The organism is Knoellia locipacati (genome assembly GCF_044791685.1).
Taxonomy (GTDB): Bacteria; Actinomycetota; Actinomycetes; order Actinomycetales; family Dermatophilaceae; genus Knoellia; species Knoellia locipacati_A.
On record NZ_CP087730.1, the window covers coordinates 3075722 to 3090547 of the forward strand.

At 72.5% G+C, this 14826-nt stretch carries 13 protein-coding genes; 5 read left to right on the forward strand and 8 right to left on the reverse strand.

Features of this window, described 5'->3' with window-relative positions; all coding sequences use genetic code 11:
- Nucleotides 1–30 precede the first annotated feature (30 nt).
- The 4 genes from eccCa to LL946_RS14415 all read left to right on the forward strand — a co-directional run bounded on the left by eccCa (nucleotide 31) and on the right by LL946_RS14415 (nucleotide 6397).
- Nucleotides 31–3999: a type VII secretion protein EccCa gene (gene eccCa, locus LL946_RS14400; protein ID WP_404381784.1), complete on the forward strand. Its 3969-nt coding sequence runs from the start codon at nucleotides 31–33 to the stop codon at nucleotides 3997–3999.
- Nucleotides 4000–4098: 99 nt separating this feature from the next.
- On the forward strand, nucleotides 4099–5178 hold the full coding sequence (locus LL946_RS14405) for a hypothetical protein (protein ID WP_404381786.1): 1080 nt from the start codon (nucleotides 4099–4101) through the stop codon (nucleotides 5176–5178).
- The gene (locus tag LL946_RS14410; protein WP_404381788.1) at nucleotides 5175–5939 is read left to right on the forward strand and encodes a hypothetical protein; all 765 of its coding nucleotides are present in this window, start codon (nucleotides 5175–5177) and stop codon (nucleotides 5937–5939) included. The genes LL946_RS14405 and LL946_RS14410 overlap by 4 nt, the downstream gene beginning before the upstream one ends.
- The gene (locus LL946_RS14415) at nucleotides 5936–6397 is read left to right on the forward strand and encodes a hypothetical protein (protein WP_404381790.1); all 462 of its coding nucleotides are present in this window, start codon (nucleotides 5936–5938) and stop codon (nucleotides 6395–6397) included. Before LL946_RS14410 ends, LL946_RS14415 begins: the two co-directional genes overlap by 4 nt.
- Here LL946_RS14415 and LL946_RS14420 read toward each other — a convergent pair.
- Entirely contained in the window at nucleotides 6366–6908 is a 543-nt protein-coding gene (locus tag LL946_RS14420; protein ID WP_404381792.1) for a hypothetical protein, read from the reverse strand. The two genes, LL946_RS14415 and LL946_RS14420, sit on opposite strands and share 32 nt — an antisense overlap.
- A gap of 78 nt (nucleotides 6909–6986) precedes the next feature.
- Complete coding sequence (locus LL946_RS14425; RefSeq protein WP_404381794.1) at nucleotides 6987–7112, reverse strand: hypothetical protein; 126 nt, start codon at nucleotides 7110–7112, stop codon at nucleotides 6987–6989.
- A 71-nt stretch (nucleotides 7113–7183) separates the two neighbouring features.
- Between LL946_RS14425 and LL946_RS14430 the strand changes: the two genes are divergently transcribed.
- Nucleotides 7184–7954 (forward strand): lysophospholipid acyltransferase family protein, encoded by a 771-nt coding sequence (locus tag LL946_RS14430; protein ID WP_404381796.1) that lies wholly within the window; start codon nucleotides 7184–7186, stop codon nucleotides 7952–7954.
- Between the two features lie 182 nt (nucleotides 7955–8136).
- Here the strand turns inward: LL946_RS14430 and LL946_RS14435 are convergent, their stop codons facing one another.
- From LL946_RS14435 to LL946_RS14460, 6 genes are read right to left on the reverse strand one after another with little or no spacing between them, the layout of a single operon-like run.
- Nucleotides 8137–8676, reverse strand: a complete 540-nt coding sequence (locus tag LL946_RS14435; protein ID WP_404381798.1) for an NUDIX hydrolase family protein — start codon at nucleotides 8674–8676, stop codon at nucleotides 8137–8139.
- Between the two features lie 29 nt (nucleotides 8677–8705).
- Entirely contained in the window at nucleotides 8706–9545 is an 840-nt protein-coding gene (locus LL946_RS14440) for an ECF transporter S component (RefSeq protein ID WP_404381800.1), read from the reverse strand.
- On the reverse strand, nucleotides 9542–11173 hold the full coding sequence (locus LL946_RS14445) for an ABC transporter ATP-binding protein (RefSeq protein ID WP_404381802.1): 1632 nt from the start codon (nucleotides 11171–11173) through the stop codon (nucleotides 9542–9544). The genes LL946_RS14440 and LL946_RS14445 overlap by 4 nt, the downstream gene beginning before the upstream one ends.
- Nucleotides 11170–12300 (reverse strand): energy-coupling factor transporter transmembrane component T, encoded by a 1131-nt coding sequence (locus LL946_RS14450; RefSeq protein WP_404381804.1) that lies wholly within the window; start codon nucleotides 12298–12300, stop codon nucleotides 11170–11172. The genes LL946_RS14445 and LL946_RS14450 overlap by 4 nt, the downstream gene beginning before the upstream one ends.
- Before the next feature lie 22 nt (nucleotides 12301–12322).
- Nucleotides 12323–13201, reverse strand: a complete 879-nt coding sequence (locus tag LL946_RS14455; protein WP_404381806.1) for a hypothetical protein — start codon at nucleotides 13199–13201, stop codon at nucleotides 12323–12325.
- Entirely contained in the window at nucleotides 13198–14787 is a 1590-nt protein-coding gene (locus LL946_RS14460) for a prenyltransferase/squalene oxidase repeat-containing protein (protein WP_404381808.1), read from the reverse strand. Before LL946_RS14460 ends, LL946_RS14455 begins: the two co-directional genes overlap by 4 nt.
- Nucleotides 14788–14826 lie beyond the last annotated feature (39 nt).

A 14826-nucleotide genomic window follows, 5' to 3' on the forward strand; every position in this document is an offset into this window, starting at 1 on the left:
AGGCATGCAGCACATTCGGGGAGGGAACTCGTGACCGCGACAGTCGGAGGCACGCGCCAGGAGGCGCCGGCCGTCCCGTCGGGACGCATCGTCCTGCAGCCGCCGCCGGAGATCACCCCGGCCGAGGGGCTGAGCAACCTCCTCATGCAGGCCGTCCCCATGCTCGGCAGCGTCGGGTCGATGGGGTTCGTGGCGCTGTCGCAGCCGGGTCCGCGAGGCATCATCGGCGCGGGCATGTTCCTCGTGGCGTCGCTGGGCTTCGTCTTCGCCAGCGGTGTCCGCCAACGTCAGCAGCACACGACCGAGGTCATCTCCAACCGCCGCGAGTACCTCGCCTACCTCGCCGAGGTCCGCGGCACCGTCCGCGACGCGGCCGCGAAGCAGCGGGAGGCGGGCCTGTGGAACTACCCGGCGCCCGCGTCGCTCCCGCTGCTGGCCGAGGAGAAGAGCCGGGTGTGGGAGCGGCTCCCCAAGGACGACGACTTCCTCCACGTCCGCATGGGCACGACCACCCAGCCGCTCTGCCTCACGCTCGAGCCGGCCGAGACTCCGCCGCTCGCCCAGCTCGACCCGGTCGCCGCCTCCGGGCTGCACCGTCTCCTCACGACCCACCGCGTGCAGCACGGACTGCCCGCCTCGGTCTCGCTGTCAGCGTGGGCGCGGGTCCAGGTCACCGGTGAGGCCGCGCCGTCGCGGGCGCTCGCGCGCGCCCTCGTCGTCAACGCGGCGGTGATGCACTCGCCCGAGTCCCTCGTCGTCGCCGCGCTCGTCGGCCCCGACGCCCGGGACGAGTGGGACTGGCTCAAGTGGCTGCCGCACGCCCTGAGCCCGCGTGAGCGCGACGCGATCGGACCGATGCGTCTCGTCGCCGAGTCGATCGACGAGCTCCTCGAGCTGCTCCCGGACGACATCACCGACCGGCCCCGGTTCGGCCCGAGCGCGCAGCCCTCCGCGCCGCACGTCCTCGTCGTCGTCGACGGTGCCCGGCTGCCGCGGCACAACCCGCTCGTCACCGAGGACGGCGTCCTCGGAGTGACCGTCCTCGACCTCCCGGAGCAGTGGGGTGAGCTCGACTCGACGACGACGCTGCGCCTCGCGGTCGACGCTGCGCGGCAGGGTATGCCGTCCAGCCAGGTTCCCTTCGAGATCCTCAGCCTGAGCCGTGGCGGGGCCAAGGGCCTCGCCGACCAGATGAGCGTCACCGAGGCCGAGGCGGCTGCGCGCCGGCTCGCCCCGATGTTCGTCAGTGGCGAGGTCGAGGTGCGTGACGCGCTCACCAGCAGCACCGAGCTCGTGGACCTGCTCGGCCTCGGCGACGTGCGCGACTTCGACCCGGCCACCTCGTGGCGTCCCCGCCTCCAGCGTGACCGGCTGCGGGTGCCGATCGGCGTCGGTGGCAGCGGCCAGGTCGTCGCGCTCGACATCAAGGAGTCCGCCCAGCAGGGCATGGGCCCACACGGGCTCGTCATCGGTGCCACCGGCTCGGGCAAGTCCGAGCTGCTGCGCACGCTGGTCCTCGCGCTCGCGATGACGCACTCGTCCGAGCAGCTCAACTTCGTCCTCGTCGACTTCAAGGGTGGCGCGACGTTCGCGGGCATGGCCGACATGCCCCACGTCTCGGCCGTCATCACCAACCTCGGTCAGGAGCTCACGCTCGTGGAGCGCATGCAGGACGCGCTCCAGGGTGAGATGACCCGCCGTCAGGAGCTCCTGCGCTCGGCCGGCAACTACTCCAACGTCACCGACTACGAGAAGGCCCGAGCAGGAGGCGCCGACCTCGAGCCGCTGCCGGCACTGCTCATCGTCGCCGACGAGTTCTCCGAGCTGCTCTCTGCCAAGCCGGAGTTCGCGGACCTCTTCGTGGCCATCGGCCGGCTCGGTCGGTCGCTGTCGATGCACCTCCTGCTCTCGTCGCAGCGACTCGAGGAGGGCAGGCTGCGCGGCCTCGAGTCGCATCTGTCCTACCGGATCGGCCTGCGCACGTTCTCCGCGGGCGAGTCGCGCACCGTCATCGGTGTGCCCGACGCCTACGAGCTGCCGCCCGTGCCCGGCCTGGGCTACCTCAAGCCGGACCAGACGACGCTGCTCAAGTTCAAGGCCGCCTACGTCTCGGGCCCGCCGAAGGGACGTCGCCGACAGTCGACCGCGGGCACCGGGGGCACGGCCATGCAGGTGCTGCCGTTCACGTCCACCAAGGCCGTCTCCGCCGTGCAGCGCGTCGAGGAGGCGCCGGTCGCCGCCAACGAGCCCGACGAGACCAGGGCCGTGTTCGACATCGCGGTCGCCCGCATGAAGGGCAAGGGTCGACCGGCCCACCAGGTCTGGCTGCCGCCGCTCGACATCCCCAACTCCCTCGACCAGCTCCTCGGTGACCTCGCGCCGGACCCGCAGCTCGGGCTCGTCAGCCGCCGGTGGCGCGACCGCGGCAGCTACGTCTTCCCGATGGGCATCGTCGACCGCCCGCTCGAGCAGCGGCGTGAGATGTTCGTGCTCAACCTCGGTGGTGCGGCGGGCCACGTGGCCGTCGTCGGTGGGCCGCGCACCGGTCGCAGCACCTTCGCGCGCACGCTGGTCAGCTCGATCTCGCTGACGACGACCCCGCTCGAGACGCAGTTCTACATCCTCGACTTCGGTGGCGGCACCTTCACGCCGTTCGCGGCGCTGCCGCACGTCGCCGGCGTTGCGAACCGCAACGAGCCCGAGATCGTGCGCCGCACCGTCGCCGAGATCAGCGGGATCATCGACAAGCGCGAGGCCTACTTCCGCGCCCAGGGCATCGACTCGATCGAGACCTACCGCCGCCGCCGTGCGGAGGGTCGGGCCGACGACGGCTACGGCGACGTCTTCCTCGTCGTCGACGGCTGGCCGACGATCCGGGCCGAGTTCGACGAGCTCGAGCAGTCGATCAGCGGGATCGCCGGTCGCGGCCTCACCTTCGGCATCCACGTCGTCATCACGACGTCACGCTGGATGGACTTCCGGATGCAGATCCGCGACGTCCTCGGCACCCGGGTCGAGCTCGGCCTCGGTGACCCCGGCGACTCCGAGATCGACCGCCGGGTCGCGGCCAACGTGCCCAAGGGTCGGCCGGGTCGAGGCATCACCACCACCAAGCACCACTTCCTCGCCGGCGTCCCTCGCGTCGACGGCTCGGGGCGGGTCGACGACCTCGGCGAAGCCGTCGACGACATGGTCGCCAAGGTCTCCGCCGCGTGGCAGGGTCCGCGCGGTCCCAAGCTCCGGTTGCTGCCCGAGCGCATCACCCTCGAGGCGATCCGCACGCAGGCCGGCCCGGACGACCGCCGGGTGCTTCTCGGCATCGACGAGAACAACCTCGAGCCGGTCGGCGTCGACGTCGCGGACGAGTCCCACCTCTACCTCTTCGGCGACTCCGACTCGGGCAAGTCCGCGATGCTGCGCGGCTACGCCAGCGAGATCGCTCGCCTCTACACCCCCGACCAGGCCAAGCTCTTCGTCGTCGACTACCGGCGGGCCCTGCTCGGCGAGCTGCCGCCGGACCACGTCGCCGAGTACATGACGACCGAGGAGCAGGTCACCGCCGAGATGGAGGGGCTCACGGCCTTCCTGCGCACCCGTCTCCCCGGACCGGACGTCACTCCCGAGCAGCTGCGGTCCCGGTCGTGGTGGTCGGGCTCCGAGGCGTTCATCCTCGTCGACGACTACGACCTCGTCGTCACCTCGGCCGGCTCGCCCCTGCGCCCGCTCGTGCCCCTGCTCGCGCAGGCCACGGACGTGGGCCTGCACCTCGTGCTGACGCGTCGCTCCGGTGGTGCCTCGCGCGCGAGCTACGAGCCGGTGCTCCAGGCCCTGCGCGACCTCGCCAGCCCGGGCATCCAGCTGAGCACCCCGCCGGACGAGGGCGCGCTCGTGGGCAACGTTCGCGGTTCGCTCCAGCCGCCCGGCCGCGGCCGCCTCGTGACTCGCGACAACGGCAACCAGGTCGTCCAGCTCGCCTGGCACCCCGCCACGCACAGCTGACTCGCGCCGTCGCGGTGGGGAGTGCTCCCCATCGCCGTGACGGCGAAGCCTCACTACGTTGGGCCCCGTTGGGGATGACGACATGGTGAGGAGGGCTCCATGAACGACTTCAGGGTCGAGATCAGCCAGCTCGACACGGTGGGCGGTGTGTTCAGGCTGCAGACGGGGCACCTGGGCAAGGTGCAGAGCTATGTGCAGGCCAACTGCAACGCCGGCAGCGGCTTCACCGGCCTGGCCGTGGCACCGCTCCAGGGTCACTACGACCGCGCCTTCCAGATCGCCGACACCGGCACGGGTCAGGGCAGGGCGATCTCGCAGAGCTGCACGTCGACCCTCAACGGCACCAAGACCGAGTACCTCGCACAGGACCGCGCGGCATACGACCGCTTGGCAGCCCGGATGCGACGCGCTGGTGAGACCCCGCCGCCCTACCGCGCTCCCGGACAGGGGCCGCCACCGCAGCCGGGCGCCTCTGCCGCGAACGTCCCGTCGGGCGACAACAGCTGGTGGAAGTACACCAAGCAGGGGCTGTCGCAGACGACGAACGCGCTCAGCTACGCGGACAGGGTGCGGAGCATGGGCCCGTTCGGGCCCGGCCTGGAAGCGCCGAAGCCGCCCGAGTACCCCGACAGCCTCAACCCCTCGAAGTGGCGCGAGTACGCCATGCAGAAGCGCCTCTACGACTCCGTGACGAACCGCTGGGACACGCGAGCGGCTGCCGAGCACAACGCCCGCAACACCGGTGGCAACGACTCGTGGACCGAGGAGGACGCCCGCCGCTCGCGCGAGGAGGGCTACGCCCGCGACCGCCAGAGCGCCTGCGACGACTTCTGGGAGCGCGTCGACGGGGCCGAGGCCGACCGCCGCAACGGCGCCGACACCACCGGCAACAGCCAGGTCACGGCCGACGACATGCGTGCCGAGCGGGAGAGCACCTACCGCAACCCAGCGCCCACCGACAGCAGCGGCACGACGTGGGATGCCAACCAGACGTTCGGCGCGGCACAGCGAGCAGTGGGCCTGCCCGGTGCGCTCATCAGCACCGCCGAGGGGCTGGTGAGCACGTGGCAGCACGGCCAGGAGGCCGCCGACCTGCGGCAGGACGTCAACGACTCCGCAGACGGACCATCCAACGACGACTCGATCAGCTGGGCGAACAGGAACGGAGGCCAGTGGTGAGCACCATCGCAGAGCAGGTGGACGCGTCGAGCGCACTCGTCCCACCGGCGAGCACCGAGGGCAACTTCGTCGAGGACCTCGAGGCCAGCTCGGGGCTCGTGCTCCGCCCGATCCTGTGGTTCATCCGCAAGGCCTTCGGGGTCAGCCCGATCGAGGAGCTCGTCAAGCCGATCGCCGGTGACTGGAACCAGCTGAGCAGAGCCCAGGACGCGTGGGGCCGCACCGAGATCGCGTGCAACGGCGTCGGCAGGAACTTCGGCGCTCTCAAGACCTCCACGACGCAGTGGAGCGGCCCGTCATCGGTCGCCTTCCGCGACCGGATGAGCCAGCTCGAGGAGAACTACACCAGGTACGGCACGGGCTGCGACCAGATCGGTCGCCTCGTGGGCGCGCTCATCGACATCACCAAGTCGGTCGCCAGCACGATCGCGACGATCATCGGGTTCATCGCCGACGAGATCACGTTCCTCGCGGCCTGCGCCTCGATCCCGGGGCCGGGCTGGCTCGTCGGTGGGGCCAAGATCGCGACAAGCATCCGCAAGTACTGGAACCTCATCCAGCGCGGCTACAACGCGATCCGCCGGGTGCTCATGGCGATCAGCAGCCTCGTCAAGGGCTGCTACGCCGTCGTCAACGTGCTGCGTGTGCTCACCGTCCTGTCCAACACCCTCATCGCGCTGCAGAACTACGGCACCGGCTCCGACATCGACGACGCCCAGGCCAACAACTTCGGCGTCCCTCCGGGTGCGGTGACGGCATGAGCCGGGCGTCGTTCGAGGAGTCGAGCCGCGAGGTCGAGGCGATCCTCGCCGAGCTGCTCGAGCTGCGCCACGAGATCGACGCCGAGCGCGAGGAGCTCGTCGACCAGTTCGTCTCCAACCCGACGACCGACCACCGTCGCGACTACGAGGAGATGAGCGACAGGGCCCGCGCCGGTGAGCTCGGCCCCGAGTGGCAGAGACTCCAGCGCCGGGTCGACCTCGAGGAGACCTCGCTCGATCGCGTGTTCGCGGGCGACGACACGAGCGCCGACGCCGAGTTCGTCCGCGGGGTCGCCGAGGAGAAGGCCGGAAGGCTCCTGGAGATGCAGGTGGAGCCGGAGGTGGAGGAGGACCTCGAGCTCAACGTCTCGACGTTCGCCGCCGTCCGCGCCGAGCAGGCCGAGATCATGAGGATGCTGGCCGAGATCAGGGACCTGCCGCTGCCGCCCCTGGACTGACCGCGTCGGCGGTCGCCGGACGCCCGGCGACCATGATGAAGCTCTCGCGTCGGGTCAGCGCCGAGACTGATGCCGCGGTGAGCGCAGCGACGCCCAGGAGGCCGGGGAGAGCGAGCAGCAGGGCGCCGCCCACGCCTGCCGACAGTCCCTCGCGCCCGCCGACGGTGCGCGGTGGCAGCCAGCCCGTGGGGTCGCGCAGCACGTCGAGGCGCGTCCCGACCCGTGGGGCGACGTACTCGTTCCTCGACCCGAAGCGCTGGCTCAGCACGGAGATGCCCCGCTCGGCCGTGCCGTCGTCGAAGGTGAAGGTCACGGCCGCCGGTCCACCCTCGCGTGGTGCGTCGGCAGCGCTCACCGTGGCGGTGGTGCGCTCCATGACGAACTGCCCGTGCAGGGCCATCGTCGCCATCGACGCATAGACCGGTGTCGGCCAGAAGAGCAGGAAGGCGATCCCGATCGCGAACGCCCGCACCCGCGAGCTCACCTGCAGCAGCAGGGCGACGAAGAGCACGAACCAGACGAGAGCAGGGACGGGGTTGGGCAGGCCGATCGCCAGCCAGCCGTCGTCGAGGTCGGGCCGCAGAGACGTTCACAGGGCAGCAAGGAAGGCGAGCCCCGTGAGGGCCACGAGGACCACCCGGCGCGAGCGGCGCATGCCCGCGTCCACGGGTCGATCCGCGGTGGCCACGTCGGGTGCGGGGGTCGGCTGGCTCACCGGCACGACGATAACCAAAGTCACCCGGGCTCGCGCTTCCGGCGAACCTACGGACCCGTAGGCTGGCGCCCATGGAACCCGTGTACAGCCCCGTCATCACCTTCGCCAGGGGCGTGTTCGCCGCCCAGGGCATCGACTTCCGGATCGAGGGCGAGGACAACGTCCCACGCGTCGGAGGGGCGGTCATGGCGATCAACCACACGGGCTACTTCGACTTCACGTATGCCGGCCTCGCAGCTCGGCGCTCCGGTCGCCTCGTGCGCTTCATGGCGAAGAAGTCGATCTTCTCCCACCGGGTCGCCGGTCCCCTCATGCGCGGCATGAAGCACATCCCCGTCGACCGCCGCGACGGCAGGGCCTCGTTCATGCGGGCGGTCCAGGCGGTCAAGGACGGTGAGATCGTCGGCGTCTTCCCCGAGGCCACGATGTCGCGCTCGTTCGAGCTCAAGGAGTTCAAGCCCGGTGCGGTCCGGATGGCCCAGGAGGCCGGCGTGCCGATCCTCCCGACGACCATCTGGGGCTCCCAGCGCGTGTGGAGCAAGAACCTGCCCAAGCACCTCGGCCGCAACCGCATCCCGATCTCGATCGTCGTCGGCGAGCCCTTCCACGTCGGCCCGGACGAGAACCGGAACGAGGCGACCGTCCGGCTCCAGGCCGTCATGGAGGAGCAGCTTCACACCCAGCAGGCCGCCTACCCGCCCCTCACCGGAGACGACCTCGTCTACCTCCCGGCCCGGCTCGGCGGCAAGGCCCCGACGCCCGAGGAGGCCGCAGCCCTCGACGCCCACGACATGAACCGCACCGTCGACAAGTTCAACAAGGGTCGCAAGTCGCGCAGCTAGTCGCTCGGCGCGAGTCAGCTGTTGGCCGCGCGCATGGAACCGGTTCGCCGCAGTCCCATCCGCACTGCGCGCGCTGAGCGCGCTCCGTGCTCCCGCCAGGCCCAGCCAGCGGCGAACCGGTTCCATGCGCGCTCCCCGGGGCGTGCCGCGCGGCGGGCTGCTTCGTCGGCGCTCCCGCGTGTCTAGACCGGGTGACCGAGGTGGCTCAGGGCCTGGCGGAGGAGGACACCGTGGCCGCGTTCCATCTCGGCGACCACGCCCGGGTCGAGGGCCTCGTCGGGCGTGAGCCAGGCGAGGTCCAGGGCGTCCTGCTGGGGTGCGCAGTCGCCGGAGACGGGCACGACGAACGCCAGTGACACCGCGTGCTGGCGCGGGTCGTGGAACGGCGTGACGCCGGGGGTGGGGAAGTACTCGGCGACGGTGAAGGGCACGGGCGAGGTGGGCACGAGCGGCAGCGCCATCGGCCCGAGGTCCTTCTCGAGGTGCCGGATCAGGGCGTCGCGCACCCGCTCGTGGTAGAGCACCCGACCGGAGACCAGCTCGCGCCGGATCTGGCCGTCCTCGGAGGCGCGCAGGAGCAGGCCGACGGCGGTCACGGCGCCACGCTCGTCGACCCGGACCGGCACGGCGTCGACGTAGAGGATCGGCAGGCGCTCACGGGCGCTGTCGAGCTCCTCGCGGCTCAGCCAGGCGGGCGTGTTGTCGAGTTCGAGGGGACCCATGGCCGCGATTGTGCCAAAGGGCCGGCAGGTCAGGTCGGCGGGCTCGCAGGCGTGAACTCGACCGGCGCCTCGAACGCCGCCTTGCGTGCGGCCCTGCGCAGAGTGCGGAGGACGACATCACCGGTGAGGGTGATGAGGACGATGTTGGTCAGCGCCCGCCCGAGGTCCCAGCCGAGCGACGTCGCGAGCGAGAAGACGCCGAAGCGGTGCAGGTTCTCGAGCAGTGGCGCTCCGGCGACGAACGAGAGGTCGCCGGCCATCCCGGTCGTGAACGGCCAGAACATGAGGTTGAGGGCGACTCCGTAGAGCAGCCCGGCCACGGCACCGTAGGCCGCGAGCAGCACGATCTCCGCCTTCCCGCGCAATCGGGGCAGCAGGCCGGCGCCCAGGCCGACCCAGGCGGCACCGAGCATCTGGAAGGGCAGCCACGGCCCGACCCCGCCGGTGATGAGCGCGGACGCGAAGAGGGTGCTCGCACCGAGGACGAAGCCGAAACCGGCGCCGAAGACCCGTCCGCCGAGCACGAGCAGGAAGAAGACCGTCTCGAGCCCGGCGGTCCCGGCACCGACCGGTCGCAGGGCGGCGCCGACGGCGGAGAGCACCCCGAGCATCGCGATGGCCTTGACGTCGAGTCCACCCTCGGAGATCTCGGCCAGGACGACGGCGAGCAGCAACGGCATGAGCAGCGAGAAGAGCAGCGGCGCGTCGGTGGAGTGCGCGAAGGTCGTCCCCGGGTCCACGATGAGCGGCCATCCGAAGGCCACGACACCCGCGAGGCTCACGGCGACGATCGCCGCCGCCGACCGGGGCCGCAGGCGGATGGCCCGGGTCCGTCCCGCCGGGGTCGACGCGGGGGCGAGCGTGCTCACGAGGGCTCCCGGACGGCATACCGGACGTCGTCGACGGTGAGCCACGGCTGAGGTGAGGTGATCTTGGAGACCTGGGGCGCGAAGGCGGGACTCGAGACGACGACGTCCGCGGTGGGGCCGTCGGCGACGACCTCGCCGGCGGCCAGGACGACGACCCGGTCCGCGGTCTGGGCGACGAACTCGACGTCGTGGGTCGACACGACGACGCTGCGGCCGCGCGCGGTGAGGTCGCGCAGGGCGAGTCGCAGGGCGGCCTTGCCGGCGTAGTCGAGGCCGCGGGTGGGCTCGTCGAGCAGGAGCACCGGCGGGTCGGCGGTCAGCTGGACGGCGAGGACGACGGCGAGCCGCTGCCCCTCGGACAGGTCTCGTGGGTGCCGGTCGTCCGGTATGCCGGGTGCGAGCCTCTCGAGGAGCGCGCGGCACGTGCCGGGCTCACGATCGCTCTCGTGGTCGGACTGGCTGCACTCGGCGCCCACGGTGTCGAGGTAGAGCAGGTCCGCGGCGGACTGGGGGACGAGGCCGACGTGCTGTCGTCGCTGGGCCGCGTCGAGGTCGTGCACGGTGACGTCCGGACCGCCCGGGACCTCGCGCCGGACGACCGAGCCCGACCGCACGGGCCCGGAGCCCTGCATCGCCCAGAGCAGCGAGGACTTGCCCGCGCCGTTGCGGCCCATGAGAGCAGTGACCTCGCCGGCCCGGAGCGCCAGGTCCACCCCGGCGACGGCGACCACGGCGTCGTGGGTCACGACGACGTCGCGGGCCTCGAGGAGGACGGGCCCGGAGGTGCGCGACTCGGGGCGGGGCGAGGCAGGAAGGGCGCGCCACACCGATGCGCGGCGTCGCGCGTCGCGGACGGAGAGGGGCAGGGGCGACCAGCCGGCCCAGCGCCCGAGCTCGACGACGGGGGGAGCGACGTCGGCCGTGCGCATGACGTCGGCAGGGTCCCCGTGCGTGACGACTCCTCCTGCACCGACGTGGACGATGGTGTCGGCGTACTGGAGGACGCGCTCGATGCGGTGCTCGGCGACGACGACCGTGACCGCGAGGTCGTGCACGAGGCGCGTGATGGTCGCGAGCACGTCCTCGGCGCCGGTCGGGTCCAGGGCCGAGGTCGGCTCGTCGAGCACGATGACCTTGGGGTGCGTGGTGAGCACCGAGCCGATCGCGACGCGCTGCTGCTGACCACCGGACAGCTCGTGCAGGGCGGCGCCACGCAGGTCGGCGATGCCGAGGACGTCGAGGGTCTCCTCGACCCGCTTGCGCATGGTCGAGGTGCTCAGGCCGAGCTGCTCCATGCCGTAGGCGAGCTCCTCCTCGACGGTGTCCGTGACGAAGCCCGCGAGCGGGTCCTGGCCCACGACCCCGACGAGGTCGGCGAGGTCGCGGGGACGGTGCTCCCGGGTGTCGCGGCCGTGGACGCGGACGTGCCCGGAGAGGGTGCCGCCGGTGAAGTGGGGGACGTGCCCCGTGACCGTGCCCAGGAGGGTGGACTTGCCCGACCCGGTGCGACCGACGACGAGCACGAGCTCGCCCTCGTCGATCCGCAGCGTCACGTCACGCAGCACGGGCGCCTCCGCGTCCGCGAACCTCACGGACATGTGGTCCAGCTCGACGGCGGGGCCGGTCATGACGGGCCCCCCACGACTGCGACACGGCGCTGGACGGACGGTCCACGGGTGGCCGGTGGCGGTGGCGGCGGTGTGAGGAACGCGGGGAGCGCGCCCACGAGCAGCCCGGCGACCGCCACGAGGGGGAGCGCCGGCACGGCGAGCGGCTCGACCGGCATACCGAGGGAGGCCGCGTCGGAGCGCATGACGACCTGCACGGCGAGCGCAGCGACTGCTCCCGAGGCGAGGGTGAGCCACTCCGGCCAGCGCCACGGGTCGGGCCGGTAGGTCGAGCGGGCGTTGGCGTGACCTCCGAGCCAGATCCCGGTGAGGGAGAGGGCGACCCCGACGAGCAGGGCGGGACCACCCAGCCAGCCCGGGGTGGTGGCGTCGAGGATGCCGTAGATCCCGACCGCGCTCGCGAGCAGCCCGCCCAGGGTGCAGAACGCGGTGAGGACACGCGTCGTCGGGGGGACCACGCGCCGCCGGCCGTAGCCTCGTGAGTCCATCGCGGACGCGAGCATGAGCGAGCGGTCGAGGGTGTCCTCGAGGACCGGCAGGGCCACGCGGGGCAGCGCCCGGATGCCCCTGGCGGTGTCGCCGCGCAGGGCACGGGCGCGCATCACCCGTTGCACGCTCTCGGCGAGCTGGGGTGCCACGGTGATCGTCACGACGACGGCGGAGCCGATCTCGCTCAGCGCGCCGGGCAGGCTGCGCAGCAGTCGCTTGGGGTTGGCCAGGGCGTTGGCCGCACCGATGCAGGCGATCATGACCGCGAGCCGTAGTCCCTCGCTCACCGCGCGTACGAGCCCCTCGAGGCGGAGGTCACCGAGGACGTCGATGCCGGCCGCCCAGCTCGGGAGGGTGACCTCGGGCAGGGGGAGCACCACGGTGTCGCCGAACTTGAGGCCGACGAGCACGTGGAGCACCGTGCGGACGACGACGATGAAGAGGCCGAGCCAGAGGTAGAGCCGGAAGGAGCGGGCCCAGGGCGAGCTGCCACGGCGCGAGGTCACGACGAGGGCGGCGACCGCCAGTGCCGTCAGGAGCAGGAAGGGGTTGGCCGTGCTGCTCACGGCCACGGCGAGGCCGATGGCCCACCCCCACCACGCCGCCGGGTGGACGGCGCGGGGGAGGGGGGTTCTCATCGCTCCATCATCCAGCGACGGGTCACGCCATGCCGCGACGGCGGAGGGCGACCGCAGCGACCGCGGAGGCCAGCCCGAGCAGCAGCACGCCGCCACCGACGAGGCGACCGGTGCTGTTCGACCCGGAGCTCGGCTGCTCCTGTGCGGTGACGATGCCGTCCTGCAGGTCACTCGTCGCGGACGCCGAGCCGCTGGCCGAGGCCGACGGGGAGGCGCTCGGTGAGCCGGACGGGATGCTGCTCGCCGAACCTGCGGGGCCGGGAGCGGCGGTGGCCGGGCGCACCGCGGGGGAGGATCCGGCCTGCGGGGCGGTGGTGGAGCCCGTCCCGGTGCGAGGGGCCGAGGACGTGGTGCCCGACGTCGTGCGAGGTGCGCTCGTGGTACGCGGCCTGGGCGCGGCCGTCGTGGGCTTGGGGGCCGCGGTCGTCGGCTCGGCGGCGGGCTTCGGAGCCGGGGCCGCCGGGGCGACCGACGGTGCCGCGCCCGAACCGAACCGGAAACCGATCGAGCTCCCCGGTGTCGGGTTCCAGCTCGCCACACCCGACTGGCTGTAGGTCCACGAGCCACCCGAGGACGCGTGGAAGAAGGCCCAGTAGGCGTCGGCCGGCGGCATGTTGATGCACGGGTCGGACGCCGGGTAGCCGTCGATGCGGCACACGACCGTGCCCGGGTAGCGGTTGGGGGACACGACACCGTGGGTCGCCTTGAGCGCCGCCATCGCCGAGGACGGGTCACCGCTCGCGCAGCGCGTAGAGGTACCGGCCGAGCTCTGCACGACGACGGTCACCCCGGACGTGCCCGAGCAGGCTGCGGCGTGGGCGGGGGCGGCCGCACCGGCCAGGCCCGCGAGGGCCAGGCCGGTGGCGGCACCGACGGAGAGGAGCCGGGTGCGCACCGTCACGCGTGGAGCCCCCGACGGCGAGCGGCGAGCACGGTCGCGCCACCCACGAGCAGCAGCAGGAGCGCGATCGCGATGGGAAGGGCGACCGTGGCGCCGGTGTAGGCGAGGCCGGAGGCGGTCGAGCCGCCCGACGTGCCCGACCCGTCCGAGCCGCCGGACCCGGCCGCGGGTGCGTCCGTGGCCGAGCCGGAGCTCGACCCGGACCCGGCCGGGGTGGTCGGGGTGGTCGTGCCGGTCGGGGTGCTCGTGCCCGTGCCCGGGGTGGTCGGCGCCGCGCACGCGAGGTCAGGTGCCGTCGAGTCGGCGCCGGTCGCCGAGACCGCGAAGAGCGGCGTCCCGGCGAGGGCGAGGATGGCCTGCGCGGTCGCGCGGCGCTCCTGGTCACCCGGAGCCGTCGCGGCGGCCTTGCTCTCCGCGTTGTAGGCGATGGCGCCACGGAGGGCAACCGGTGCGGCACAACCGAACTGGAGCGAGCGGATGTAGTTCTGCGCGCTGCGGGCCTGGGCGATGCGTCCACCTGCGACGAAGGCCTGTCCGGCGAGGCCGGTCGAGTTGCTGTTGGTCGCCGCAGTCGGTCCGGCGCCGCCGATGCCACCGTCAGCCTGCTGGCGGTCGGCGAGGTAGTCCAGGCCCTCCTGCGCGGCGGCCTCGGACGTGCCGCCGACGGCGATGAGCGCCTGGACGGCGTAGGCCGTGGCGTCGGGGTCGCTGGAGCAGGGGGCCGCGAAAGTCAGCGCGAAGCCGCCGTCGTCGCACTGCCAGGTCCGGATGAACTGCGAGGCCGCAGCCGACACCGGCTCCCCAGCGCGGTCGAGCGCGAGCACCGCGAGGGACTGGCCGATCATGTTGGAGTAGTCGGTCCAGTCCGTGCTGTCGGTGAAGCGGCCGTTGGTCTGCTCGCGACCCTTGAGGCTGGCCACGAGGTCGACACCACCGACCTCGGTGGGGTCCGCCCCCTGCGCGACGGCGGTGAGGAGAGTCTTGGCGGTCGCGCCGGCATACAGCTCGTTCGGGCCCCACGCGAAGCCGAGGTACTCGCCGATGTGGTCGGCGACGTAGGTCATCGCAGCGGTGGCCTCGGCCTGGCCGGCGCCGGCCGCGTCGAGCGCGAGGATCGCGTCGAGAGTCAGGCCGTAATCGGGGTAGCCGGAGTTCTTCAGGTGGTGACCGTCCGCGATGAGCTCGCGCTCGAGGAACCCGGCGGCGATGAGCGTCGGGTCGGTCGACGTCGCGGGACCCGCGGCGGCGCGCAGGCCGAGGCGGGCCGAGTCGCCGCCCTCGACGACACCGCCGGGGGCGGCGCTCGAGGGAGTCGTGGAGGGCATCGCCGGCGGCTCGGTGGCCGTGGGCTCGGGCGTGCCCGTCGCGGGTGACGAGGGAGAGGTGGTGCTCGACGACGAGGCGCTCGGGGAGGGAGTGGCGGTGCTCGTCGGCGAGGGGGCCGGGGGAGCCGGGGTGCTGCTCGCGGAGGCGGTCGGGCCGGGAGCCGGCACGGTCTCGGCGACGGCAGCGGTCGGCATACCCAGGGTGAGGGCGGCCAGCGCGAACGGCGCGAGGACGCGCACGCGGCGTGGGGTGCGGTGCATGTGGGGGACAGCCTTCCTGAGCGGTTCGTGACGAACGCC

Bases quoted from the DNA above. Each gene is read 5' to 3' on its own strand.
- LL946_RS14405 (WP_404381786.1), top strand. From the start codon at position 4,099: ATGAACGACTTCAGGGTCGAGATCAGCCAGCTCGACACGGTGGGCGGT.
- LL946_RS14415 (WP_404381790.1), top strand. From the start codon at position 5,936: ATGAGCCGGGCGTCGTTCGAGGAGTCGAGCCGCGAGGTCGAGGCGATC.
- LL946_RS14430 (WP_404381796.1), top strand. From the start codon at position 7,184: ATGGAACCCGTGTACAGCCCCGTCATCACCTTCGCCAGGGGCGTGTTC.
- LL946_RS14435 (WP_404381798.1), bottom strand. From the start codon at position 8,676: ATGGGTCCCCTCGAACTCGACAACACGCCCGCCTGGCTGAGCCGCGAG.
- LL946_RS14445 (WP_404381802.1), bottom strand. From the start codon at position 11,173: ATGACCGGCCCCGCCGTCGAGCTGGACCACATGTCCGTGAGGTTCGCG.
- LL946_RS14450 (WP_404381804.1), bottom strand. From the start codon at position 12,300: ATGAGAACCCCCCTCCCCCGCGCCGTCCACCCGGCGGCGTGGTGGGGG.
- LL946_RS14460 (WP_404381808.1), bottom strand. From the start codon at position 14,787: ATGCACCGCACCCCACGCCGCGTGCGCGTCCTCGCGCCGTTCGCGCTG.